The 24,288-nt window shown below is 58.5% G+C and carries 24 protein-coding genes and 1 tRNA gene; 10 read left to right on the top strand and 15 right to left on the bottom strand.

Annotated elements, in window-relative coordinates:
* Positions 1–117 precede the first annotated feature (117 nt).
* Positions 118–1,392 carry a beta clamp domain-containing protein gene (locus C8D82_RS19385; protein WP_133245302.1) on the bottom strand — a complete coding sequence of 425 codons (1,275 nt, stop codon included), beginning with the start codon at positions 1,390–1,392 and terminating at the stop codon, positions 118–120.
* 211 nt (positions 1,393–1,603) lie between these two features.
* Here C8D82_RS19385 and C8D82_RS19380 point away from each other — a divergent pair, with 211 nt between their 5' ends.
* The 5 genes from C8D82_RS19380 to C8D82_RS19360 are packed head-to-tail and all read left to right on the top strand — an operon-like array spanning position 1,604 to position 5,645.
* A complete protein-coding gene (locus C8D82_RS19380; RefSeq protein ID WP_116885943.1) occupies positions 1,604–1,885 on the top strand; it encodes an ArsR/SmtB family transcription factor in 282 nt (93 codons plus the stop codon).
* Between the two features lie 54 nt (positions 1,886–1,939).
* The gene (locus C8D82_RS19375; protein WP_116885948.1) at positions 1,940–3,235 is read left to right on the top strand and encodes a permease; all 1,296 of its coding nucleotides are present in this window, start codon (positions 1,940–1,942) and stop codon (positions 3,233–3,235) included.
* Positions 3,236–4,144, top strand: coding sequence for a permease (locus C8D82_RS19370; protein ID WP_207776197.1), 909 nt, complete (start codon positions 3,236–3,238; stop codon positions 4,142–4,144).
* Positions 4,145–4,164: 20 nt separating this feature from the next.
* Complete coding sequence (locus C8D82_RS19365; protein WP_116885942.1) at positions 4,165–4,956, top strand: nitrophenyl compound nitroreductase subunit ArsF family protein; 792 nt, start codon at positions 4,165–4,167, stop codon at positions 4,954–4,956.
* Complete coding sequence (locus tag C8D82_RS19360) at positions 4,956–5,645, top strand: aromatic aminobenezylarsenical efflux permease ArsG family transporter (protein WP_206212444.1); 690 nt, start codon at positions 4,956–4,958, stop codon at positions 5,643–5,645. Before C8D82_RS19365 ends, C8D82_RS19360 begins: the two co-directional genes overlap by 1 nt.
* Positions 5,646–5,873: 228 nt before the next feature.
* Here C8D82_RS19360 and C8D82_RS19350 read toward each other — a convergent pair whose 3' ends face one another.
* The 3 genes from C8D82_RS19350 to C8D82_RS19345 form a co-directional block, all read right to left on the bottom strand.
* Positions 5,874–7,232, bottom strand: coding sequence for an MATE family efflux transporter (locus C8D82_RS19350; protein ID WP_187144120.1), 1,359 nt, complete (start codon positions 7,230–7,232; stop codon positions 5,874–5,876).
* Between the two features lie 473 nt (positions 7,233–7,705).
* The gene (locus C8D82_RS20895) at positions 7,706–7,951 is read right to left on the bottom strand and encodes a hypothetical protein (protein ID WP_133245301.1); all 246 of its coding nucleotides are present in this window, start codon (positions 7,949–7,951) and stop codon (positions 7,706–7,708) included.
* A gap of 25 nt (positions 7,952–7,976) precedes the next feature.
* Positions 7,977–8,052, bottom strand: a tRNA-Thr gene (locus C8D82_RS19345).
* A gap of 133 nt (positions 8,053–8,185) precedes the next feature.
* On the opposite strand from C8D82_RS19345, the gene C8D82_RS19340 reads away from it, so the two are divergent.
* Positions 8,186–8,590, top strand: coding sequence for a hypothetical protein (locus C8D82_RS19340; protein ID WP_116885939.1), 405 nt, complete (start codon positions 8,186–8,188; stop codon positions 8,588–8,590).
* Here C8D82_RS19340 and C8D82_RS19335 read toward each other — a convergent pair.
* The 4 genes from C8D82_RS19335 to C8D82_RS19320 form a co-directional block, all read right to left on the bottom strand.
* The gene (locus C8D82_RS19335) at positions 8,568–9,056 is read right to left on the bottom strand and encodes a GNAT family N-acetyltransferase (protein WP_116885938.1); all 489 of its coding nucleotides are present in this window, start codon (positions 9,054–9,056) and stop codon (positions 8,568–8,570) included. The two genes, C8D82_RS19340 and C8D82_RS19335, sit on opposite strands and share 23 nt — an antisense overlap.
* Positions 9,056–9,520 (bottom strand): GNAT family N-acetyltransferase, encoded by a 465-nt coding sequence (locus tag C8D82_RS19330; RefSeq protein WP_116885937.1) that lies wholly within the window; start codon positions 9,518–9,520, stop codon positions 9,056–9,058. The genes C8D82_RS19335 and C8D82_RS19330 overlap by 1 nt, the downstream gene beginning before the upstream one ends.
* Entirely contained in the window at positions 9,521–10,594 is a 1,074-nt protein-coding gene (locus C8D82_RS19325; protein WP_116885936.1) for a Gfo/Idh/MocA family protein, read from the bottom strand. It abuts the gene before it with no gap.
* A 108-nt stretch (positions 10,595–10,702) separates the two neighbouring features.
* Positions 10,703–12,250 carry a glycoside hydrolase family protein gene (locus tag C8D82_RS19320; protein WP_116885935.1) on the bottom strand — a complete coding sequence of 516 codons (1,548 nt, stop codon included), beginning with the start codon at positions 12,248–12,250 and terminating at the stop codon, positions 10,703–10,705.
* Between the two features lie 154 nt (positions 12,251–12,404).
* Between C8D82_RS19320 and C8D82_RS19315 the strand changes: the two genes are divergently transcribed.
* The gene (locus C8D82_RS19315; RefSeq protein WP_116885934.1) at positions 12,405–12,905 is read left to right on the top strand and encodes a hypothetical protein; all 501 of its coding nucleotides are present in this window, start codon (positions 12,405–12,407) and stop codon (positions 12,903–12,905) included.
* Positions 12,906–13,047: 142 nt separating this feature from the next.
* Here C8D82_RS19315 and trpA read toward each other — a convergent pair whose 3' ends face one another.
* Genes trpA through trpE form a run of 7 tightly spaced genes read right to left on the bottom strand, consistent with a single transcriptional unit; the run spans position 13,048 to position 19,451 of the window.
* A complete protein-coding gene (gene trpA, locus C8D82_RS19310) occupies positions 13,048–13,833 on the bottom strand; it encodes a tryptophan synthase subunit alpha (protein WP_116885933.1) in 786 nt (261 codons plus the stop codon).
* Positions 13,830–15,014 (bottom strand): tryptophan synthase subunit beta, encoded by a 1,185-nt coding sequence (gene trpB, locus C8D82_RS19305; protein WP_116885932.1) that lies wholly within the window; start codon positions 15,012–15,014, stop codon positions 13,830–13,832. Before trpB ends, trpA begins: the two co-directional genes overlap by 4 nt.
* Positions 15,011–15,613 (bottom strand): phosphoribosylanthranilate isomerase, encoded by a 603-nt coding sequence (locus C8D82_RS19300; RefSeq protein WP_116885931.1) that lies wholly within the window; start codon positions 15,611–15,613, stop codon positions 15,011–15,013. The genes trpB and C8D82_RS19300 overlap by 4 nt, the downstream gene beginning before the upstream one ends.
* The gene (gene trpC, locus C8D82_RS19295; protein WP_116885930.1) at positions 15,592–16,371 is read right to left on the bottom strand and encodes an indole-3-glycerol phosphate synthase TrpC; all 780 of its coding nucleotides are present in this window, start codon (positions 16,369–16,371) and stop codon (positions 15,592–15,594) included. Before trpC ends, C8D82_RS19300 begins: the two co-directional genes overlap by 22 nt.
* Positions 16,355–17,377 (bottom strand): anthranilate phosphoribosyltransferase, encoded by a 1,023-nt coding sequence (gene trpD, locus C8D82_RS19290; protein ID WP_116885929.1) that lies wholly within the window; start codon positions 17,375–17,377, stop codon positions 16,355–16,357. The genes trpC and trpD overlap by 17 nt, the downstream gene beginning before the upstream one ends.
* 4 nt (positions 17,378–17,381) lie before the next feature.
* Positions 17,382–17,969: an anthranilate synthase component II gene (locus C8D82_RS19285; protein WP_116885928.1), complete on the bottom strand. Its 588-nt coding sequence runs from the start codon at positions 17,967–17,969 to the stop codon at positions 17,382–17,384.
* A 12-nt stretch (positions 17,970–17,981) separates the two neighbouring features.
* The gene (gene trpE / locus C8D82_RS19280) at positions 17,982–19,451 is read right to left on the bottom strand and encodes an anthranilate synthase component I (RefSeq protein ID WP_116885945.1); all 1,470 of its coding nucleotides are present in this window, start codon (positions 19,449–19,451) and stop codon (positions 17,982–17,984) included.
* A gap of 753 nt (positions 19,452–20,204) precedes the next feature.
* Here trpE and C8D82_RS19275 point away from each other — a divergent pair.
* The 3 genes from C8D82_RS19275 to C8D82_RS20890 all read left to right on the top strand — a co-directional run bounded on the left by C8D82_RS19275 (position 20,205) and on the right by C8D82_RS20890 (position 24,266).
* Complete coding sequence (locus C8D82_RS19275; RefSeq protein WP_165833207.1) at positions 20,205–22,496, top strand: sodium:solute symporter family transporter; 2,292 nt, start codon at positions 20,205–20,207, stop codon at positions 22,494–22,496.
* Positions 22,497–22,696: 200 nt separating this feature from the next.
* Positions 22,697–24,010 carry a dicarboxylate/amino acid:cation symporter gene (locus C8D82_RS19270; RefSeq protein ID WP_116885926.1) on the top strand — a complete coding sequence of 438 codons (1,314 nt, stop codon included), beginning with the start codon at positions 22,697–22,699 and terminating at the stop codon, positions 24,008–24,010.
* Between the two features lie 64 nt (positions 24,011–24,074).
* Positions 24,075–24,266, top strand: a complete 192-nt coding sequence (locus C8D82_RS20890; RefSeq protein WP_133245300.1) for a hypothetical protein — start codon at positions 24,075–24,077, stop codon at positions 24,264–24,266.
* Positions 24,267–24,288 lie beyond the last annotated feature (22 nt).

Below are 24,288 nucleotides of genomic sequence, written 5' to 3'. Positions count from 1 at the left end.
CGTCTCCAATATTGTTCATAACTGTATATACTCCGATATTCCTTTTTTTGCCAGCCGTATCTCAATTTATCCTTGAATAAATAGAGGTACCCTTAAGAAACAGAATCAGCAGAATGGCTAGATCGCCATTCTGATGCGTTCGATGGCGCGTTTCGCCTGAACGAACTCGCGTTCGCGCTGCTTCTGCTGAAGCACGGCCTCTTTGACCTTACGGGCCAGAAGCGCCGATTCGTCAAGCAGCGTTTTGAGCTTGCCGCGCAGATCCTCGATGGAGTGATTCAGTTCCTCCATCGGATTCACCGGCTCGACGGCTTTCTCGGCTGTGGTTTCAGCATGTTCGATGCGTTTGACATTTTCCATTTTGCTTGTCTCCTTTTCGGGTTGATGTTTGGGTAATATGTGAATCGGCATCGCGAGATACCGGCCGCCGCCGCCCTCGGCAACGACCGGTATGCGTCCATCCGAATGTGCCCGGAACTTCGTATAGCCCAGCTGAAGCATCCTCAGCAGGATATATTTGTTAAGCGCCAGTACCGCACGGGGCTGAGCGCCGATCACCGTTGCTTCCAACCGCAGTTCCATATTGGGAAAATTGTTCGGGATCACGGTGACGCCGCCCGGAACCACGTTCAGCTCGATCGCGTGAAACGGCGGGCAATCGGGAACCGCTTTCAGGAAGGTAATGACCCGTTCCGGCTCGTAAATCTCGATCCGGTAATCCAGCGTCTTGTCGGCAGGCATCACCTGTTTCCAATCGGGAAAGTTGCCCGGCAATACTTTGCCCTGCCACTGGAAACCGCCGATTACGATGCGGAACAGCCGTTCATTCCGGCAGCGCCAGATGTGCAGCGTACCTGCACCCTCCGGCCGTGCGATCAGCAGCGCCAGCGGAAACGGCAGCGTCATATCCTCCGGGATTTTCAACGGACACGGCAGGTTGAGCAATTCTTTGCCGTTCGTTGCGGTCACGCCGTCGCGGGAAAGATTGATCCCCCGCAACGCGAGCCGCGCTTCACGCAGATCCACCACCGGGGCCGCCAATGCCAGCAGTTTGCCGAAATCCGACGGCAACTCGACCGTCACTGCGTCATCCGGGACGGCCTCCATTTCCGGCCAGTTGAGCTGTTTGCCGGTCACTTCGACCTCACCACCGCGCGTGGAACGAATCAGCTCACGCAGAGCCTTATAGTCGACCGCAAAATCCTCCATCTCTCCGGCATCGCCAGCCACTTCGATCGTGACGGATTCCACGCCGTCAGTTGCCGTCAGCCAGACCTGCGCCCCGACACCGAGAAACCGTACCGACCGCTGAATCTCCACCGGAGAAGTCTGCGACACCACCTTACCGAGCACCTTCAACGCTTCTTGCAGCACACTCTTTCTGATTTTCATTTTCATTACCTCCGTGATGTTAAAACACAGCTGCCCCATCGGGCAGACATCGACCGATGGGGCTGTATTCACGAGAGTAATATATATCTGAGTTTTATTTGAATTACGCGGGCTTGAATGGCCTATCGACAACTTTTCTTTCAGATTATGACGAAAATGGCTTGATTTCTACAAATACATGGTTATATTGCCAAATAACAAAGGATGTGCCATGTTGAAGTATGATCGGAATTGCTGTAAGAGAGAGGCGGAAGTGTTCAAGGCGCTTGGACATCCGACGCGGCTGTGGATTGTTCAACAACTTGCAGACGGGGAGCATTGCGTCTGTGAGTTCGTCGAAGCTGTCGGCGCTGACTTCTCGACCATCTCCAAACATCTTTCGGTGTTGAAACAGGCCGGGGTGATCGAGGATGACAAACGCGGCAAGTCGGTCTATTACCGTCTGGCTTGTCCCTGCGTTCTTGCCATGCTTGATTGCGTGTCGAAACGTTGAGATGTCTTCTTTTTGATTAATCATTTGGTCATTAGGCAAAATATAGGAGAATTGCTGATGTGGAAGGAACAATGGAAATGGCTGGCCGGGTTGGCGGGAGTGTTCGCGCTCTGTTACTGGATGCCGGTCGGAACCGCCCGGTTCGACCATGCGGTCTTAGAGGCATTGGAATTGACAAAATGGTATGCGCGCGAACATGTGCTGCTCTGCCTGATTCCGGCTCTCTTCATTGCCGGAGCGATCGGAGTATTCGTAAGTCAGGGCGCGGTAATGCGCTATCTCGGACCGAAAGCGAAAAAGGTGACGGCCTACGCGGCAGCTTCCGTTTCCGGCTCCATTCTGGCGGTCTGTTCCTGTACGATTCTGCCGCTTTTCGCCGGAATCTACAAACGCGGGGCGGGACTCGGTCCGGCGGCGGCATTTCTCTATTCCGGCCCGGCAATCAACATCATGGCAATCGTGTTGACTGCGCGGATTCTCGGGCTGGAGCTTGGCATCGCCCGCGCCGCCGGAGCAATCGCCATGAGTATTGCGATCGGCGTTTGCATGCATTGGCTGTTCCGCAAAGAAGAACTGGCGAAAGCCGCTGCCGCCGATGAGCCGGAATCGGACGATGGGCGTCCGTTGTGGCAGAATGTTCTTTACTTCGGCAGCATGGCGGCGATTCTGGTTTTCGCCAACTGGGGAAAGCCGGAGGGGAGTGACAGTGTATGGGCGGCAATCTGGAATATCAAATGGTATCTGACTTCCGCATCGGCACTTCTGCTCGGCGTCATGCTGGTACGTTATTTCGGAATGCCGCTGTGGCAGGTTGTAATCACGGCGATTCCGGTGGCGTTTCTCGCATTGCTTCTCCCGGCGTATCCGCTGCCGGCGTTTATTGCCGGCTTCCTCGGAATCGGCTTCTTTACCAGTACCTCGAAGAAACCGGAACTCCGAAACTGGTTTGAAACGAGTTGGGACTTCACCAAAAAAATTCTGCCGCTGCTGCTCTTCGGCGTATTGATCGCCGGTCTGCTGCTTGGCCGGGTGGGACAGGAGGGTTTGATCCCGAGTGAGTACGTGGAATGGGCGGTCGGCGGCAACTCCCTGGCGGCGAATTTCTTCGCTTCGTTCGCCGGAGCGTTCATGTACTTCGCAACTCTGACCGAAGTTCCGATTCTCGAAGGCTTGATCGGAGCCGGAATGGGCAAAGGCCCGGCACTCGCGCTGCTGCTGGCCGGACCGGCTTTGTCACTGCCGTCCATGCTGGTGATCAATCAGGTGATCGGCTTCCGGAAGACGGCGGCGTTCGTTGGACTGGTGGTGGTGTTTTCTACGGTCGCCGGATACTTGTACGGGAGCTTCTGAATGATGAATACGTTGTTGGATACACTCGGTTACTTCGGCTTTATCTTTCTGGAACTGGTGGTTTTGTTCCTGACGATCAGCGCGGCGGTGGCGCTCGCACTGCAATATATTCCGAAAGAGCGATTGAACCGATATCTGTCGCGCAAGGGACCAATGGGATATCTGCTGGCGGCGCTGCTCGGCAGCATAACGCCGTTTTGCGCCTGTTCGACGATTCCGCTTACGCTCGGCCTTCTGAATGCCGGAGTTTCCATCGGGCCGATTCTGACTTTCGTTCTGGTCTCCCCGCTGTTGAATCCGATTATCGTGGCGATGGTCTGGACACTGATGGGCTGGAAGGCGTGCCTGGTTTATTTCGTCGTCTGCTTCGCCGCCGCCCTGATCGGCGGCTGGCTGATGAACGTCTGCCGCGCCGAACGCTTCGTGCGCAAGGTCGCGGAACGGCATTCGGCTTCCTGCTGCAACGGCGAAGAGGAGACGGTTCCGGCGACCTTCAAAGGCAAACTCGCCGTTTCCTGCCGGAAAGCATACGACGACCTGCTCGGCGTTCTGATTTATCTGGTGATCGGCACCGCCATCGGAGCAACGATCTACGGTTATATCCCGCAGGAATGGATACTTGGAATCGCCGGACCGGACAATCTGTTTGCGGTTCCGCTGGCGGCGCTGATCGGGATTCCACTCTACATCCGTACCGAAAGCGCAATCCCCATCGGTCTTGCTCTGGTACAGAAAGGAATGAGTCTCGGCGCGGTGATCGCTCTCATCATCGGCGGCGCGGGTATGGCGATTCCGGAAATGTCGATGCTGCTTTCGATCTTCAGGGTCCGTGTGGTCGCCGCCATCGTCGCGCTGGTGTTTCTGACCGCAGTGATCGGCGGATATGTATTCAACTGGTTCATTCATTAATCCGAAACAGGAGTTTTATCATGAAAATGCAAATCTACGGAAGCGGTTGCGACAAGTGCCGGAAACTCGCGGCAAATGCGGAAACAGCGGCACGGGAGCTCGGCATTGAAATCGAACTCGAAAAGGTGAGCGATATCAACGCAATCACTGATGCCGGAGTGATGATGACCCCGGCGCTGGCAATCAACGGCAAGGTGGTTTCCTCCGGCAAGGTTCTGTCGCCGGAAGAAATCGGGAAACGGCTGACTGCCGCAATGACCGGAGCCAATACCCCGTGCTGCTGTGCCGGTTCCCCGGAAACAACGGCTCCGGATGCCTGCTGCTGTTCGTCGGCTGAAGAGAAGTCCGCTTCAGGAAGCTGTTGCGGCGGCAGCGGCGTATCCCGGAAAATTCTGACGGTGCTGCTGCTGGCGCTGATTCTGTTCAGCATTGCCGCAATGGTTGTCCGGGAGCTGAATTCCCGGTACGAGGATACCACCGCCGTATCGGTTCCGGCCGATGCCGTTGTTGTCTACTATTTTCATGGTACGCAGCGCTGCATGACCTGCAACCGGATTGAAGAACTGACGAAACAGGCGGTTCAGGAGAGCTTTGCCGATCAGCTTGCGGATGGCAAGATTGTTTTCCGTTCGGTGAATGTGGATGATCCGGCCAAGGAACACTACATCCGGGACTTTCAGCTTTCCACCCGAACCGTGGTTATGCAGAAAGGTGACAGATATGAGAAGTTCGACCAGATCTGGAACCTCGTCCGTGAACCGGAACAATTCATGCAATATATCGGAAACGGTCTGGAGCGGATGTTGAAGTGATGGAATACGCTTTGGCAATCGGCTCCGCATTCTGGTTCGGAATCCTGACTTCAATCAGCCCGTGTCCGCTGGCGACCAACATCGCCGCAATCAGCTTTGTCGGACGCAAGATCGGTTCAGCTCCGGCGGTACTGGCAGCCGGAGTTCTGTATGCCTGCGGTCGAACCATCGCCTATGCGTCGCTTGGAATACTGCTGGCCGGTGGCTTGACGGCAGCGCCGGAGGTTTCCCATCTGCTGCAAAAGTATATGAATCTCCTGATGGGGCCGCTGCTGATTCTGGTCGCAATGGTACTTCTGAAGCTTCTGACGCTGCCCGCGATTTCGGGTGGCATCGGTGAACGTCTGTGGATCAGGGTTGAACGGATGGGTATTGCCGGTGCCGGATTGCTCGGCATTATCTTTGCACTGTCGTTCTGCCCGACCTCGGCGGTTCTCTTCTTCGGGAGCCTGCTCCCGTTGGCGATCAAGTTCAACTCCGGGCTGTTGCTGCCCGCGATCTACGGGATGGCAACCGGCCTGCCGGTTTTGTTTTTTGCTTTTCTGCTGGCGTTTGGAGTCAATCAGCTTGGCCGGACATATCACCGGCTGGCCATGTTCGAACTCTGGGCTCAGCGGATTACCGGAATCATATTCCTGCTGATCGGTTTGTACTTTACGTTTGCAGTAACTATGGGGATTACGATATGAGTTGCGCCAATGTCAAAAAATGTGCCTGTCCGAAGAAGAATTGTTCGAATCATGGCGTCTGTTGCCGCTGTGTCACCAAACACCGGACAACGGACAGCCTGCCGTATTGCCTCTTTCTGGATAATGAAGGAGATAAGAGTGTCCGGAATTATTACCGCAAGCTGAAGGAGCGATTCGAAGACGAAAGATGAGAAAGACGTTTACCGCCGCCCTGCTGCAATATCCCGTTCAATTCCGGGTGATATTCCTGACCCACTTGTATTTGCGGTAATGCAGCATCACCCACGGAATCTTGCCCACCTCGTCCAGACAGGTGCAGGCGTAAACCACAAGCACCGGAAGATGAAAGAAGAATGCGCCGAGAAACGCACAGGGCAGCGCGATTCCCCACATGCAGACCGCCAGACTGTACACATCGAACAGCGTGTCCCCGCCGGAGGAGAAGATCCCGTTGATCACCACCGTGCAGACACAGCGCCCGATCATGTAGACCGAGAGAATCACGAACATGCCGACCAGATAGTGATGCGCCTGTTCGGTCAGCTCGAGACAACCGGAAACCAGCGGAATCGAACTCAAAATCACCAGCGTTGAGAGCCCGCCGATAAGGAACGCGAGAATCATCGCCTTCTGTCCGTAGGCTTTCCCGAGGGAGAGGTTCCCCGCCCCGAGCTCGTTGCCGATCAGAATGCCCGCGCCGGCGGCAATGCCGTTGCAGAGGCAGCACATCAAATCGCGCACCACCGCAGCGACCGCGTTGGCCGCCGCCGCGTCCGGCCCGAGATGCCCCATGATCGCCGTATACGAGGTGAATCCGATTCCCCAGAGCAGGAAACTCCCGAGCACCGGCAACGTGTAATGCCAGAAATCCCGGAACAACACCGCGTTAAACCGAAGCAGTTCCCTGATTCTCAGCGGGATGAAGCTCTTCTCGTAACTTGAGACGATGCACCAGGCCAGTTCAATGACGCGGGCGATGACCGTTGCCAATGCGGCTCCGCGCACTCCCATCGCAGGCACCCCGAACCAGCCGAAGATGAAGACTGCGTTCAAAACGATGTTCAGAATCACCGCACCCGAACTGATCCATGCCGACCGGGAAGCATGTTCGCTCACGCGCATGATCGCAAGATAACACTGCGAAATGCCAGTCAGCAGATAAGACCAGCTTGCCACCCGCAGATATTCCGCGCCGATCTCCACAAGTTCCGGATCGTGGGCGAAAAGCAGCATGAGTTTTTCCGGAATAAAGCGGCAGCCGAGGAAGAACGCCGCCGAAACCAACACCGCTTCGTGGATACTCAGGCTGAAAATTTCGCCCATCTTTCCAGAATCCCGCTTGCCCCAATACTGCGCACCGAGAATGCCGACGCCGCTGACAATCGCGCCGAGCAGCATGTTCTGCACGAATTGAATCTGAGTGGCGAGCGAAACCGCCGCCATCGCATTCTGGCTGACCCGTCCGAGCATGATCGCATCGGCCGCCGCAACAAGCGCGAGCATGAGGTTCTGCAAAGTGATCGGGAAAGCCAGCCGGAGCAGCTTCCGGTTGAACACTTGGTCGCTAAACAACTCTTTCACATTCATTTCTGCTCCATACCCTCGCGGTTATTCGCCTTTCACTTTCCATTACCCACGCCAAATCCTTCCGACACTTCCGGCGGAATCGACGTGGAAGATACACCGGGAAATCCATTTGTCAAGCCGAAGGTCAGCCAAGTATCGACAATTTGACACTCGACCGTTAAATCGTGTTTTTCGGAGAGTATAGACGCTTTCCACACCCATGAACCGCGTTGCCGGAATCCGGTCCGGCAGACGCCGTACTTCCGGAGATTGACAGTGCCGCTGCACCGTGCGAGAAACGAATCAGCTCATGTAAAGCGTTACGCTCAACCGTGAAGAACCATATCGACCAATTAATATTAGTATACTTATATACTTATCGTACATACATGATGGTTATGGTGACGCACGCTCATCTTCTGAAATCGAACATGAACGATCAATGACGGGTATCCTGTTGCGTTTGTCCATGCAGACAGAGTTAGAATCTCACTTTAATCTCTGAATTTTAATAATAAAGGGAGTTCCCAAGGGGTGGGAAACGAACCATAAAAGGCTGTTTTTACAGTGGGTTGCAATTGCACCGGATTTTTCTGCTTGGCGGGTTGCAGTTTACCCTCAAAATCGTGGTTGCAGTTTGGTTGCAGTTTGATGGAAATTAGAATGGAATCTGAGGGTAACGTGTGGTAACTGGCAATTTGGGTGAAAAAGAAGGAATCCAGCGAGGCTTGCTTCTGCAACCTGCTGGATTCCAGTGTTTTAAATTGGAGCCAATAATCGGAATCGAACCGATGACCTATTCATTACGAGTGAATTGCTCTACCGACTGAGCTATATTGGCATCACGTTTCTCAATATAGCAAGGTTTTGAAATTTTTAAAGTCGTTTGAGCAAAAAAAATTGAATTTTCTTGGTTGAAACTGTATAGTTATAACTCCAGTCGCCATTTGCGGAATTTTTTTTGAGGAATCATCATGATAATCGAACTTACCCTGCTCGCCTGTATCGGCGTGTTCATTTTTATTTTCAACAGCGTTGCAATGCGGCGCAGCCAGGTTGACCAGTGCCGTTTCCATATCGAGGCCCTGTTGAAACGGCGGCAGGAAGTGGCCCGCGAAATCAATCCGGAACTCGCCGCCGAACTGACCGGGCCGATCACGGAGTGGTTCAAGCTCGACTCCGAAACAGAACAGCAGCTCAATGCGCTCCCGGAACCGGCGGCGGAACAGCTCGCCGATTACCGCGAACTGGGCGAACTTCTCCGGCAGAAGCTGGAACATTACCGCAGCTGGTGCGCCGCTTACAACCGGGCCGTCACCGCCCCCCCGTTCTGCTGGCTGCCTAAAAACTCGAAGTTCAGTCAGCGCGAACTGTTCTGAGCTCCCGCGCCAGCGCCTTGCGGAACTTCACCAGATCGGTACACGGAATGCCGTCTTCCTCGATCGGCTCCGGGTAGTTCCGCAGAAAGAAGCCGCGGTCGGTATGGAACCGGCGGAATCCCATGCTCCGGTAAAAATGCTGATTGCCGATGCTGGAGTTTCCGGTGCCGACTTCCATCGCCCGGAAATTTTCCGCACAGCAGTCGCAGACATAGCCCAGCAGCAGCCTGCCGATTCCACGCCGCTGCCACGGCGGGGCCACCGCCAGATTCTTCAATTCGCATACGCCCTCCCCCAGCGGCACCACCGCAGCGACCGCGATGCACGCCTTCCCGGAAAAGCAGCCGAAAAGCTCACTGCGCCCCAGGTATCTCCGGACCATTTCCCCGGAAGGGTCGGCCAGCAGCAGCAGTCCCCACGGCGGCTCCTCGCCGGCGGAAAACCGGCGGCATTCCACAGCTTTCATCAGAACTCCACTCCCATTACCACCAGCTTCTCAAACGGTTCAAAACCGAGCTTCCGGTAAAACCGGAAGGAAGGACAGCGCCGCGAGGTGTTCAGCAGGATGCCGTTCAAACCGCGTTTTTTCAGATCAGCCCGGATTTCCGCCATGAAGCGGCTGCCGAAGCCCCGGCGCTGAAATTCGCGTGCCAGACAGAGTTCATCCAGATAAAACTCCACACCTCTGATCCACGGCTTGGCAAAACCGATCGCGAAACCCGCCGGACGACCGCCCGACAACAGCGCGTAACCGATGAATTCCCCGCCCGCGGCGTGGCGGCGGAAAAACCGCTCCACAGCCTCCGCTGACTCCACGGTTTCATTCCACGGCTCATTGGTATAGACATCCAGATAGATCCGGGCGCAGACCGGAATCATCTCCGGCTCGAACCGGACTGTCCGAAGCTCTTCCTCCGACACTCCGGCCATCTACTCGACCTTGACCGCCTGAAGCTGGGCGCGCACGCAAAGCTCGGCGGCTTTGAAGGCGTGCTCCTGCGTCATCGCGTTTTCGGTGCGGTTGATGCAGTCAAGCACCAGCTTGCCGAAGTAGGGGAAGCCGACCTTGCCGGCGGCGTCGAAGTAGTGTTCGCCCTTGTTATCCACCCAGAACACATGGTCGCCGCCTCCTTCCCGGGTCACATCGAGATATTTGCGCAATTCGATATACCCTTCGGTTCCGAGAATGAAGGTACGGCCGTCGCCCCAGGTGCGCAGCCCGTCCGGCGTGAACCAGTCCACCCGGAAGTAGCCGGTCGCGCCGTTATTGCCGACCAGCGTGGCGTCGCCGAAGTCGTCCAGTTCAGGATATTCGGGATGGTTGTAGTTCGCGATCTTGCTCGCGATGATCTTCGCGTCGGTCGCCCCGGTGTAGTACAAAAACTGTTCGATCTGGTGGCTGCCGATATCGCACAGGATGCCGCCGTAGCGGGCCCGCTCGAAAAACCACGCCGGACGGGAGGACGCGTTCAGCCGGTGCGGCCCCATTCCCAATACCTGAAGCACCCGCCCGATCGCCCCCTGTTCGATCAGCTGCCCGGCATAGACGGCGCTCTCGGACTGCAGCCGCTCGCTGAAGCAGACCATATATTTGCGGCCGGTCTCCCGGACGGCGGCCTTCGCGGCGTCGAGCTGTTCGAGCGAAATCAGCGGCGCTTTGTCGGTGAAGTAGTCCTTGCCCGCTTTCATCACCCGGATTCCGAGGGCGGCCCGGTCGCCGGTCACGCAGGCGCCGGCCACCAGTTTCACCTCCGGGTCCTCCAGAATCCGCGCTTCGGAGTCCGCCGCCGCGGCCTGCGGATACGCCTTGCGGTATGCGGCGACTTTTTCCGGATCGGGATCGTAGACCCACTTCAGGGTCGCGCCCGCTTCGAGCAGCCCGTTGGTCATGCCGTAGATATGGCCGTGGTCAAGACCGATCGCCGCAAACACGAATTCTCCGGGTTTCACCACCGGGTCCGGCTTGCCGACCGGGGCGTAATTCATACCGTCGCCTTTATTCATCGCTGTTTTCCTCTCTCTGGTTGTTGCGGATTGTTTTGCATCTGTTATAATAAAGCCGTTCCCGTCAAAAAGCAAGTGCGGATTTCCGAAAAAGCGGCAGGCGCCCTTTCACATCCCGGATGCCGGGCCGGGGATATCCAGCTCCCGGATGCGCAGGTTGCGGAACACCGTCCGTCCGCGTTCCGTAAACAGCCCCAATCCTCCCTCCGGGCAGCGGTAGCGGGTCACGCACAGGCACAGGCGGTCGTCGATGTAAAGCTCGATGTGTTCGTGGCGGGCGACCACCCGGAGGCGGTATTCACAGCCCGCTTCAAACGGGATCGTGCATCTCTCCGAATAATCCGCCTTGCGGAAACCCAGGAATTGCAGCTTGCCCCGCTCGCGGTCGAGCCGGATCAGGTCGCAGTCGGCGCGCGGGTCCTCCGCCATGCGGACCGCTACTCCGCCGCTCGCCGCGTCCTGCAGCGTCACGTCAACTTCAAAAATATAACTGCGTACTCCCGCCACGCCGAGCGGCAGAATGCGGAAGGTGTTGCGCCGCTCCAGCCCGATCGCGCCGTCCTCCCGGAATTCCACCGGCAGCGGACGCATCGGCCAGATCTGACTGTAGTCCTCACCGACCAATTGCCGCAGCCACTCCGGGTCGACCGGAATCTCCCGCTTCACCAGTTGCTCCACCCGGTCGCAGTAGGCCAGCTCCAGCCGGTCGCCGTTCGTGCGCAGCAGCTTCGGGGTGGTCAGCGTGCCGAGATGGGCGTCGGCGTGGTCGACGCGCCCGATATTCTCCCGGTCCGTGTACATGCAGTACAATCCGCCCTCAAATTCCAGATGACGCAGCGACAGCGGGCCGCCCATGCGGGCGGTGCCGATCAGGGAGTTGTCCGCAAGCTCCACGAAAGGGCCGCGCGGCGAATCCGCGACCGCGTAAACGGTTCCGAAGTTCCACTCCGGCTCTGTGAAATCATTCAAACTGCCGTATACCATGCCGGTCAGGCAGATCAGATACCAGCGCCCGTCCAGCTCAAACACATCCGGCACCTCCACGCAGGCGTGCCGGGTGCTTGCGAACACCGGCGGCAGCTGTTCCCACCGGATCAGGTCGGGACTCCACGCCAGGCCGATCACCGCAGCCTCCCCCTGGTCGGCGCCGGGCCGCCGCGTCGCGAAATAGCCGTACCAGCCCGGCCGGTCCGGGGCGGGAATGACCATCATATCCCGGCAGTCGACCACGCCCGGAATCGGGGCGGCGGCAGTGCAGTACCAGCGCGGGTCCGGCCTCAGCACCGGGTTGCCGGAGTAACGTTCAAAGTGAACTCCATCCTCCGAACGCGCCAGCCCGATCGCCTGAATCCGGCCGTCGGAGGCACTGCCGCGCATCGTGTAAAAGAGGTTGATCCGGCCGTTGTGCGGGACGGCGCAGCCGGTCCACGCCTGCCGGTCGTCGTCGTCCCGCACCGCCTCCGACGGCGGCAGCACGGACGGAAGCTCTTTCCAGTGGAGCAGGTCATTGCTGACTGCATGTCCCATCGGACAGAGATTCCAGTCGCCGTCCTCCGGCCGTTCATACTGCTGCAAATGAAACAGATGCACCGTTCCGGCGCCGTCGGCCACACACCACGGGTCCCACACCCACATTCCCTTCGGGCGATAATTCATACCGGCAAGCCTCCCCGCTTATTGAATGGTTGAACAGGAAGTAACATATCCCGCGCGCCGGTCTTTTCAAACCGTTTTTCTCCATTCCCCCTTGCTTTTTTCCGGTTCGGCTGGTATCTTGTCCCGGACGGTAAACTATTAAAGGAAACAGTATATGCAGAGAAAAATCGAATTGCCCGTCTGGCTCTTTCTGGTTCTGATCTTCCTGCTCTTCCTCAATACCGCGGGCCACTGGTGGTCGAACCGGCGAAATGCGGAATGGCGCAACGCCTGCGCCGCCGCCGGGATTTCACAATTCAGGCGTTCCTTGGAAAAACGGGAATACGGACTCTACTGCCGCAAAAATCAGCAGGAAGCGATTCTGCTGGAAACTTTTTCCGTCCCTCGCGACGGCCATGCCCACATCATTCTGCAAAATATGGATCAGGAAAAGTTCCGTTTCACACTGTACCAGAAAAATATCGCCCAGACGCTTCAGGTGGAAAACCCGCTTTACACCAACGAATACAAGGTCGTCGGCGTTTCTTTTCCGAAAGGAAGCCTGATGGCGGTGGAAGTTCCCGCCGCGCCGCGCGGCAGCAAGGTTTCGTTCCCGGTTCCGCCGGAAAAGCGCGACCGGTACGAGTTCTACCTCACGCCGCTCTCCGAACAGTAGCCATTCCGGTACCCGGATCCCGCCGTCATTTCATTGCCCCACCTTGTTACTGCAAAGTGGACGATCGCCGCGGACGACTGACCGGAAAATACGGCCGGTACGGGAAAAATCCCATACCGGCCGTCCCCCACAGCCAAGCTCCTTACTTCAGGGCCGCCGCGATATCCGCGATCAGTTTTACCGCGCCGTCGGCGTCGCCGTCGGCCACATGTCTGACCATCGCGCTGCCGACCACCACCGCGTCGGCATGGGCGGCGACCGCCTTCGCCATCTCCGGCGTCGAAATCCCGAAACCCGCCGCCACCGGCAGCGGCAGCAGTTTGCGGACGGCTTCGAGTTCCCCAGCCAGTTCCGGGGGCAGCGAGGTACGCACTCCGGTCACGCCGCGCACGGTGATGTAGTAGATGAAGCCGCCGCAGCCCGCCGCGATCCGTTTTGCCCGCTCCGGCGGCGTCGCCGGAGAGACCAGCGGAATCAGGTCGATGCCGTATTTTTCACACACCGGAACCAGTTCGCCGCGCTCCTCAAGCGGCAGGTCCACCGCCAGCACGCCGTCGATTCCGGCGGCGGCCAGTTCTCCGCCGAGCTTGTCGAGGCCGCGATTCAGCAGCACATTGTAGTAACTGAAGAGGATCAGCGGAGTTTCGGGATACTTCGCCCGGATTCGCCCGGCGATCGCCAGCACGTCGTCGAACTTCGCCCCGGCGGCCAATGCGAGCTGCCCCGCCTTCTGGATCACCGGCCCGTCGGCCATCGGGTCCGAAAACGGCACGCCGAGTTCGATCATATCCGCGCCGTTTGCGATCAGGCGGTCGATCACCGCCTCGCTTTCAGCCGGAGACGGACAGCCGACCGTCGCGTAAACCACCAGAGCCGCGCGCTTCTCACTGCGGCAGCGTTCAAACGTCTTATCGATACGGGTACTCATTTCGCTTTCTCCTGATTCATTTTATAGTTGCGGATGTTGTCCATGTCCTTGTCGCCCCGGCCGGAGAGACAGACGATGATCGCATCCTCCCTGCCGTAATTCTTCGCGACTTTCAACGCCTCGGCGACCGCATGGCTGGATTCCAGCGCCGGGATGATCCCCTCCTGCCGCGAAAGCAGGTCGAAGGCGGCGACCGCCTCGTCGTCGTTGATCGTGGTGTAGCGCACCCGGCCGGTATCGGCCAGATAGCTGTGCTCCGGCCCGACGCCGGGGTAGTCCAGCCCCGCCGAAACCGAGTACGCCTCGACGATCTGGCCGTCGTCCGTCTGCAGCAGATAGGTCTTGCAGCCGTGCAGCACCCCCACCCTGCCGCCGCAGATGCTGGCGGCGTGTTCGCCGGTTTCGACGCCCCGGCCTCCCGCCTCCACGCCGGTCAGCTTCACCTCCTTGTCATCGAGAAATCCGGCGAACATCCCGATCGCGTTGCTGCCGCCGCCGACGCAGGCGAGCACCTCCTTCGGCAGCTTGCCGGTCTTCGCGAGGATCTGGCGGCGGCTCTCAATGCCGATCACCGACTGGAACTCCTTCACCATCGCCGGATACGGATGCGGCCCGGCCACGGTGCCGATCACATAAAAGGTGTTTTCGGAAGTCGCGACCCAGTTGCGGATCGCCTCGTTCATCGCATCCTTCAGCGTCGCCGAACCGGTTGTGACCGGAATCACCCGCGCGCCCAGCGTTTTCATGCGCTCCACATTCGGCGCCTGCCGCTCGACGTCGACCGCGCCCATGAACACGTCGCACTCCATCCCGAACAGCGCCGCGACGGTCGCGGTGCCGACGCCGTGCATCCCCGCGCCGGTCTCCGCGATCAGCCGGGTCTTGCCCATCCGCCGCGCCAGCAGCGCCTGCCCGATGGTGTTGTTGATCTTGTGCGCGCCGGTGTGGTTCAGATCCTCGCGCTTCAGGTAGATTTTCGCGCCGCCCGCATAGTCGCTGAGCCGCTTCGCATAGTAGAGCGGGGATTCGCGCCCGACGTAATCCGCCAGCAGATACTGCATTTCACGCCGGAACTCCGGATCCTCCTTCGCTTTCAGGTACTCGCGTTCGAGTTCAATCAACGTGGGCATCAGCGTTTCGGCGATATACTGGCCGCCGTAAATACCGAAATGGGAATTCATTTTCTTATCTCCTTGAAAAATTCTCGCATTTTATCTTCCGACTTAATTCCCGGCGCCTCCTCCAGTGAACTGGAGAGATCCACGCCGTAAGGTTTTACCGTTTCCACCGCATCACGGATGTTGCCGCTCCGCAGCCCGCCGGCCAGCATGATCCGCCATCGCTTCGCGGCCAGCGCCGCCAAGCGCCAGTCGCACACACCGCCGCTGCCGCCCGAAGCCGCGTCGAACAGGAAGCGCTCCACGTCGTACCGCTCCAGCATTTCCAGTTCGCGTTCCGTTTCCACATGAACCGCTTTCCAGACCGGCATCCCCAGCCGGGCGGCGAACTCCGGCGTTTCGGTTCCGTGCAGCTGGACCACATCGAGATTGCCCGCCGCGATCCGCCGGATCGTCTCCGCCGGCTCATTCACGAACACCCCGACCCGGCGGACGTGCTCCGGCAGACCGCGGGTCAGTTCCGGCAGCAGCTCCGGCGGCACATGCCGCGGCGAAGCGGGGGCCAGCACGAAACCGACATACTCCGCGCCCAGTTCGACCGCCAGCTCGACATCGCGCCGCCGGGTCAGACCGCAGATTTTCACTTTGCAATGAGTTCGCATAACTTCTCTCCCGGCGACGCAGCCCGCATCAGGGTTTCCCCGATCAGGAACGCATCGGCTCCGAGCCGCTTCATCTGCTTCAGGTCGGCATTGGATTTCAGCGCGCTCTCCGAAACCCGCACCTTATCCGCCGGAATCCGCCCCATCAGCTCCGCGACGACGCCGAGATCGGTAGCGAAAGTGGAGAGGTTGCGCGCGTTGACTCCGACGATCGAAGCGCCGTTGTCGAGCAGCATCGCGATCTCCCCGGCGGTATGCGCTTCGGAAAGCACCGCCAGACCGAGCGACTCCGCGAACTTCTGCAGCCGCCGGTACTCCGCCGGAACCAGCATCGCCGCGATCAGCAGCACCGCATCCGCCCCGGCCGCCCGCGCTTCGAGAATCTGGTATTCATCGTAGATGAAATCCTTGCGCAGCAGCGGAAGTTCCACGACTTTCCGCGCCCGCTCCAGATTTTCCAGTCCACCGAGGAAGTAGTTGCGTTCGGTCAGCACCGACAACGCGGCGGCCCCGGAACGTTCCAGTTCGACGGCCAGCGCTTCCACCTCCAGCGGCTGCCGGATGATCCCCTTCGACGGCGACGCGGCTTTCAGCTCCGCGATCACCTGCATTCCCGGAGCGGTCAGCGCCGCCCGGAAATCCCGGACCGGCGGCAGGCCGTCGAGTTTCCGCTCCAGCTCCGCCGCCGGAACCGCCGTTTTGCGGAGGGCCAGCTCGCGGCGGCTCGCGGCGACGATCTTCTCAAGCACGCGTTCCATGACTCACCTCGATCAGGGTTTTCAGTTTGCCGAGCGCCGCGCCGGAGTCGATCGAACCGGCGGCCTTGCGGATGCCCTCCTCCAGCGTTTCGGCTCCGCCCGCGACGTAGACGGTCGCTCCGGCATTCAGCAGCACGGCGGCGCGCGGCGCCCCCTGATCGGAGCCGTCCAGCACCGACAGCAGGATTTCGGCATTGCGCTGCGGGTCACCGCCCTTCAGCTCTTTCGCGTCGTAGGTGCGTTCCAGCAGCATCTCCGGCTGCAGTTCGCGGGTGCGGATCGCACCGTCCCGCAGCTCCGAAACCCGGGTCGGCGCAGCGCAGCTGATCTCGTCGATGCCGTCCAGCCCGTGCACCACCATCGCCCGGCGCACGCCCAGCTCCAGCAAAGCTCCGGCAAACAGCTCGGTCATCTCGGGAGCATACACCCCAAGCACGATCGAACGCGCCCCGGCGGGGTTGCACAAGGGTCCAAGCATATTGAAAATCGTGCGAATCCTGAGCTCGCGCCGGATCACCGCGACATTCGCCAGCACCGGGTGCAGTTTCTGCGCGTACAGAAAACCGATGCCGTGTTCACTGATCGCGTATTCGATCACCGACGGCGGCGCATCGAGGTTGCAGCCGAGCGCATTCAGCACATCGGCGGAACCGCATCTGCTGCTGGCGGCGCGGTTGCCGTGCTTCGCGACCGTGACCCCGGCCCCGGCGGCGACGAACGCGCTGGCAGTCGAAATGTTGAAGCTGTCGGAACCGTCGCCGCCGGTGCCGACCACGTCCACCACCTCCCGTCCGCCGCAGTCGATGAAAGCCGCCGCGCGGCGTAGCATCCGGGCCGCGCCGACCAGTTCGGCGCAGGATTCGCCCTTCATCCGCAGTGCGGCCAGAAACGCGCCGATCTGCGAATGCGCGACCTCTCCGCCGGTGATCACCCGGAACGCCTCCTCCATCTCGGCGGGCGTCAGGTCGCGCCGGGCGAGGACCTTGTTCAGATACTTCGTCAGCATCGCGTCACCTCCCCAGCCGGCGGGCGTTGACCAGTTCAAGGAAATTCGCCAACTGCCGTTTTCCGGTCGAAGTCAGGATCGATTCGGGGTGATACTGAATCCCCTCGATCAGCGCCTCCTTGTGGCGGATGCCCATCACTTCACCGTCCTCGCTGCGGGCGGTGACCTCCAATTCCGGCGGCAGCGTCGTTTCATCGAGCGCCAGCGAGTGATAGCGCACCGCCTTGAACGGCGAACTCAGCCCCGTGAACAGCCCCCTGCCGTCGTGGTCCACCGTCGAGACCTTGCCGTGCATGATCCGCTTCGCGTGGATCACCTGCATTCCGAACGCCTGCCCGATCGCCTGATGGCCGAGGCAGACGCCGAACATCGGCACCTTGCCGGCGGCGGCGCGGATCAATGCGGGCATGATTCCGGCGTTTTCGGGGCGGCCCGGCCCGGGCGAAAGCACGATCGCCTCCGGCCGCAGCCCGAGCACCTCCTCCACCGCGGCCGCGTTGTTGCGGACCACCTTCACCGTCCGGTCGAGCTGCTGGAAATACTGCACGAGATTGTAGGTAAACGAATCGAAATTATCCAGTACGAAAATCATCTTCTCACCTCATCAGAGTTCAAGGCCGGCGGCGGCCAGTTTCAGGGATTTCAACATCGCGGCGGCTTTGTTGCAGCACTCCTCGTATTCGGCGGCCGGATCGGAGTCGAACACGACGCCCGCGCCGACCTGCACCGAAATCTTCCCGTCCTCCACCAGCAAGGTGCGGATCGTGATCGCGAGGTCCATATTGTGGGTGTAGCTGAAATAACCGACCGCGCCGCCGTAGGTGCCGCGCGGTTCCGGCTCGAGTTCGCGGATGATCTCCATCGCCCGGATTTTCGGCGCCCCCGACAGCGTCCCCGCCGGAAACGTCGAGCGGACCAGGTCGAACGCATCCTTCCCCTCGGCGGGCAGCGCCTCCACCGTGGTCACCAGGTGCATCACATGGCTGTAACGCTCGATCGTCATGAAGTCCTTAACCTGCACGCTGCCCGGCAGCGCGACCCGGCCGAGGTCGTTGCGGCCGAGATCGACCAGCATCAGGTGTTCGGCGCGTTCCTTCTCGTCGCGGAGCAGTTCGTCGGCCAGTTCGCGGTCCAACGCGGGAGTCGCGCCGCGTTTGCGGGTTCCGGCGATCGGGCGCACCACAGCCGCGCCGTCCTCCAGCTTCACCAGCGTCTCCGGCGAAGAACCGACCAGCACCCGTTTGCCGATCTTCAGATAGAAGGTGTACGGCGAGGGATTGATCAGCCGCAGCGCCCGGTAGAGCTGCAGCGGCGGCAGGTCGATTTCGGCGGTGAACTTCAGCGACGGCACCACCTGGATGATGTCGCCTTCATAGATATGCTTTTTCGCTTTTTCGACCATATCCATATAGTCGTCGCGGCTCATGTTGGATTTCAGCCGGGGTTCAGCCTGCGGAACCGGAGCGGGAATCCGCGGGGCCTGCCGCAGCCGGAGCTTGAGTTCGCCGATCCGCCGGACCGCGTCGTCGTAAGCGGCCCTCAGCGTCCGGTACTCCTCCGGGCGGACGCAGACCGACAGCATCATCGTATGGCGGATATTGTCGAAAATGATCATCTCGTCGGTGATCAGGAACGCGCTCTCCGCTCCGGTCAGGCCCGACTTCGGCTCCGGCAGCTTCTCAAATTCGCGCACCGTTTCGTAGCCGAGGTAGCCGACCGCACCGCCGAAGAGCGGCGGAAGCTCCGGCGCGGCGGCGGGATGCACATCTTTGAGCAGTTCGCGCAGCGCCATGAATGCACCCTCCGGCGCCGGAAGCTCCCGCCTGCCCTCCCGGTCCTGATAGAACGCCCTGCCCTGTTCCACGGTGAACACGCCGCGCGGATTCAGCCCGATAAACGAATAGCGGCCGAACTTCTCGCCCGCCTCGACGCTCTCCAGCAGGAACACGTTTTCATCATCCGCCAGCCGCGCCAGCACCGAAACCGGCGTCTCCAGATCCGCGATCACCCGCTGGCAGACCGGAATCAGGTTGGCGCCGGACGCCATTCGTTCAAATTCCTCAAACGTAACCATTTTCATTTTTCCTCTATTAAGACTTGATCTGAAATTTCGACACAAAAAAAAGCGGGCCTGATTCTGAATTTGAAACAGACCCGCTATAACCGGAATAAATTTTTTCTGCCGGGAACCGCTTTTACCTCACCGGCTCCCCATTCTGATGAAACACCGGCTTCAAAGCGCGACAAAACTGGCCATAGCGGGCTTTCGCCACTGCCATCGCCAACCTTTGATCACACTCTGAATTCGATTGTTCAACATATCACCTGTTGTTTTGATACGCTGTTCAACATAATGCACCGGTGTTCATTTGTCAAGTCTCCTTTCTGAAAATTCACAAAGAAAAAAGCCGGAACAGTCCGCTGCCCCGCCGCCGGAGCAACAGTTCAATACAGCCTGCCGCCCGTTCCGCATAATACGTATAACCACACTCAGGGATTGCAAAATGAAAAATCTTTCCTGCAAAGTTTCGCAGAATTTCACATGTTCAAAATCAGTAATAATTGATTTCTCTTTTCTTTACCAGTAATAATTTTTCCGATTAAATTACAGATCCATTATAGTTCCTATCAATTCATTCATTGATACAAATCATATAATATATTATCTATATTTTCAAAGATTCTCCGGGAGGTGCGGCATTTATTTAAGCCTGCCGAATCAAATCACGCCTTTACTTTTGGAAATCTCATGGTATATTACTTCCATTTTAATTCCCGGAAAACAAAAAAAAACGTAAAAAGAGAAAGAATTGGGGGGCATAAAATTATGTCGTGGATTGATTGGCTGATCGTCATCCTGCCGATCGTGTTTGTCGTTTGGATCGCTTTCTTTTCCAAACGATACGTCAAAGGGGTAGTGGATTATCTGGCGGCCGGCCGCGTGGCCGGGCGTTATGTGATCTCGGTAGGGGACTTAATGGCCGGGCTTTCCGTGATTACCCTCGTCGCCAATGCGGAACAATACTACCAGACCGGATTCGGCGTGGCTTTCTGGGCAAACATCACCGCGCCGATCGGAATCGTGCTGGCGCTGACCGGCTTCTGCACCTACCGCTGGCGGGAAACCAAATGTCTTTCCAAAGGGCAGTTCATCGAATTGCGCTACGGCAGCCGGAGCTTCCGCTTCATCACCGCCTTCGTCAGTACGATGGCGGAGATGGTGACCAATGCGATCGGGCCCGCCATTGCGACCAACTTCTTCATCTATTTCCTCGGCCTGCCGCATGAGGTGATGATCTGCGGAATCAACCTGCCGTGCTACGCCATCATCGTCGTGATGTGCCTGACGCTGGCGACGCTCGTCATCTGGCCGGGCGGCCGCGTATCTCTGCTGGTGACCGACTCGATCCAGGGATTGATGAGCTACCCGATCTTCGTGGTCATCATCGGTTTCGTGATCCTGAAATTCTCCTGGAACGTCGACCTTGCGCCGATTCTTCTCGACCGTGTCGAGGGGGAAAGTTTCCTCAACCCCTATGACATCGCCAAGCTCCGCGATTTCAACTTATTTGCCTTGATCGTCAATCTGGTTTCAGCCGTCATCAACCGCGCAAGCTGGATCGGCAACGATACCAGCAACTCCGGCCGGACCCCGCACGAGCAGAAAATGGCGGGTATTCTCGGCAGCTTCCGCAACGGTTTCTCCATGATCATGATGATCCTGATCGGCATCATCACCGTGGTTTTCATGAACAGCCCGGAATTCGCGTTCAACAAAGACCGCTTCGGCGTGACCAACAACGAAATGCGCAAGATCCTGTCTGAACGGGTCGCCGGTGAAGCGATCACCGATCCGGAAGTCCGCTCCAAGGTCATCGAGACGGTGCGGGCGATCCCGGACAAGGCGCACGACACCCACGACCGCAACATTCTGCTGTCGCAGAACGACAACCTCGATACCCGCTATCTCGATATCGTGCGCAATGAACTGGGCGACACCCCCGAAGGGCGCCATTCCTTCCAGAAGTTCCGTTCGCTCTACAATCAGATGATGATGCCCACGATGATGGGCAAAATCCTCCCGGTCGGCGTGATGGGGTTGTTCTGCGTATTGATGGTGATGCTGCTGGTCTCCACCGACGACAGCCGTATCTTCAACGCGGCCGGGTGCATCATTCAGGATATGGTCCTGCCCTTCCTCAAGAAGCCTCTCGACCCCAAGACGCACATGATTCTGCTGCGCTGGTGCACGGTGGGCGTGTCGCTCTTCTTCCTGGTCGTGGCGTTGTTCTTCTCGCAGCTGGACTACATCAACATGTTCACGACGATCATGTGCGCCTTCTGGCTGGGCGGAGCCGGCCCGATCATGGTATTCGGTCTGTACACCCGTTTCGGCAATCTGGTTGGCGCGTGGTGCGCCCTGATCTTCGGCAGCGGCACGTCGCTGCTCGGTCTGATTTTCCAGCGCAACTGGGCGCTGCACATCTACCCGTTCCTGGCGGAACAGGGCTGGGTCGATTCACTGGACAACTTCCTGCGCACCGTCAGCGATCCTTTCAATCCCTGGATTCAGTGGCAGATGGATGCGGTGAAGTTCCCGATCAACAGTTACGAGATCTTCTTCATCTCGATGATGCTGGCGATCGGCAGCTATATCATCGGTTCGTTCCTGACCTACAAACCGTACAATCTGGACAAACTCCTGCATCGCGGCGAATACAGCGACGGCCACGTCGTGGAACGTCAGCAGTGGACCCTCCGCAATGTGTTCGCCAAGCTGCTCAGCATCACGCCGGACTACACGCGCGGCGATAAAATCATCGCCTGGAGCGTATTCACTTACAGTTTCATCTACCAGTTGGGGCTCACGTTCATTGTCGTGGTAATCTGGAATGCTATTTCACCGTGGCCCAATGAGTGGTGGAGTAATTACTTCTACATCACCTCTCTGATTATACCTGCTATTGTCGGCGTGATTTCGACGGTGTGGTTCTCGGTCGGCGGCACGATCGACATCATCCGCCTCTTCAAGGATCTGGCCATGCGTACCGTTGACACCAGCGACAACGGTCAGGTCTTCCAGGAGATCGTGGACGACGATACCGACGATAAGAAATAATCGCGGGCAAAACATACGCCCGGCAGGCTCCGTTTTTACAGGACCTGTCCTATGATAAATTCCTCCCGGAGATAAATTCCCCGGGAGGAATTTATCATTACAGGCAGGACGTTCACCGATTTCTCCCACTTGCAATCCTTTCCATCCCATGATATATTAGGCAGTCTTTTTGAAAAATTTCACAGGGAAGTCATCCTGATATGAAAAAACTGCTGCACGCTTATTTCGCCACGCCGCTGGTCTACCGGATCATCGCGGCGTTTCTGTTGGGAATCGGCGCCGGAATCGGCTCCTGGCTGCTGGCGCGTCCACTGGGAACGGAATGGCTGGAACATGCGACGGGATTCCTCTCCCCCTTCGGAACCGTCCTGATCTCCATGCTGAAAATGGCGGTGATTCCGATCATCTTCTTTTCGCTGGTCACCGGCGCCGCCAGCCTGCCGCTGAAAAAGTTCGGCAAGCTCGGCCTCGCGGTGATCGTCTGGTATTTCCTGACCAGCCTTTTCGCCAGCGTCTTCGGCACCGCGCTGGCGATCTTCCTGAATCCGGCGATGAAAAACACCAGTTCCGTTTCCGAAAGCCTGCTCGCCCAGGCCGGCCAGATGAAAACCGGCGGCGGCAGCGGCGGCTTCGGCCGGTTCATCAACGAACTTTTCATGAACCCCTTTCAGGCTCTCGCGGAGGGCAGGTTCCTGCCGATCATCGTCTTTTCCATTCTTTTCGGCCTCGCGGCGCGCGCCGTTCTGGAAAACTATGAAAAGGAGGGAAAATCCTCCCCGGTAAACCTGATGCTCGACCTTTTCGATGCCGCTCAGGTCACTTCGTTTAAAATCATCGACTGGATCATGGAGTACTTTCCGATCGGTGTTTTCGCGCTTACGGCCGTGAATTTCGCGCTGTACGGCACGGAACTTTTCGGTCCTTATCTGCGGATCGCCGGATGCGTGATCGCCGGAGTATTGATGATGATCTTCGTGATCTACCCCCTGTTCATCCTCGTCTTCACCCGCGAAAATCCGTACAGCGTGCTGTCGAAGATCAAGGAGCCGATCATCACCGCTTTCCTGACCCGTTCCTCGGCGGCCACTCTCCCGATCTCTTTCCTCGCCGCCGAAGACAAGCTCCATGTGAAAAACCAGCTCTCCGGCTTTGCGCTGCCCCTCGGCGCCACCATCAACATGGACGGAGTCTGCATTCATCTGCCGGTTTTCGCGGTGCTTGCGGCCAATATTTTCGGGATTCCGCTCGGCATCGGCCAGATTTTCGTGCTGGTCGTTTCGGTAATCTTCGCCTCGGTCGGCGCGGGAGGAATTCCCGGCGGCAGTATCTTCCTGCTCTTTATGGTGCTCTCCAACATGGGCCTCTCCGACAGCCAGACCGCAACGGTCGTCGCGCTCGCCATCGGCATCAATCCGTTGATGGACATGTTTGAAACCGCCTGCAACGTCGCCGGCGACAACGTCGGCAACTACATCGTCGCCAAACGCATGGGAATGATCGAAACTCCCCGGTAAATCCGGGATTTCGCCTTCGGCGACCAAGGCGCTTCGCCCTTGGAACCCGACCGGCAAGGTGCCGGTGCCGAATACTTCAGATCCGGGAAAGGCGTACCGCCTTTCCCTCCGGGGGGAGGCTCTACAGTGGACAGGCAAGCGGGTACCTGAGCGGCACACCGCTCCGGTCGGCGACCGCGTCGGCTTTTTTGCCGACGCCGGGCACTCCCTGCGCCTGCTGCCGCCGGAGGTCACGCGCGGAACCTCCAGATGCTGACCATCTGATGTGAAGTTACTCT

It is taken from the genome of Victivallis vadensis, assembly GCF_003096415.1.
Classification (GTDB): Bacteria; Verrucomicrobiota; Lentisphaeria; order Victivallales; family Victivallaceae; genus Victivallis; species Victivallis vadensis.
This window is presented reverse-complemented; position numbering and strand designations above follow the sequence as displayed.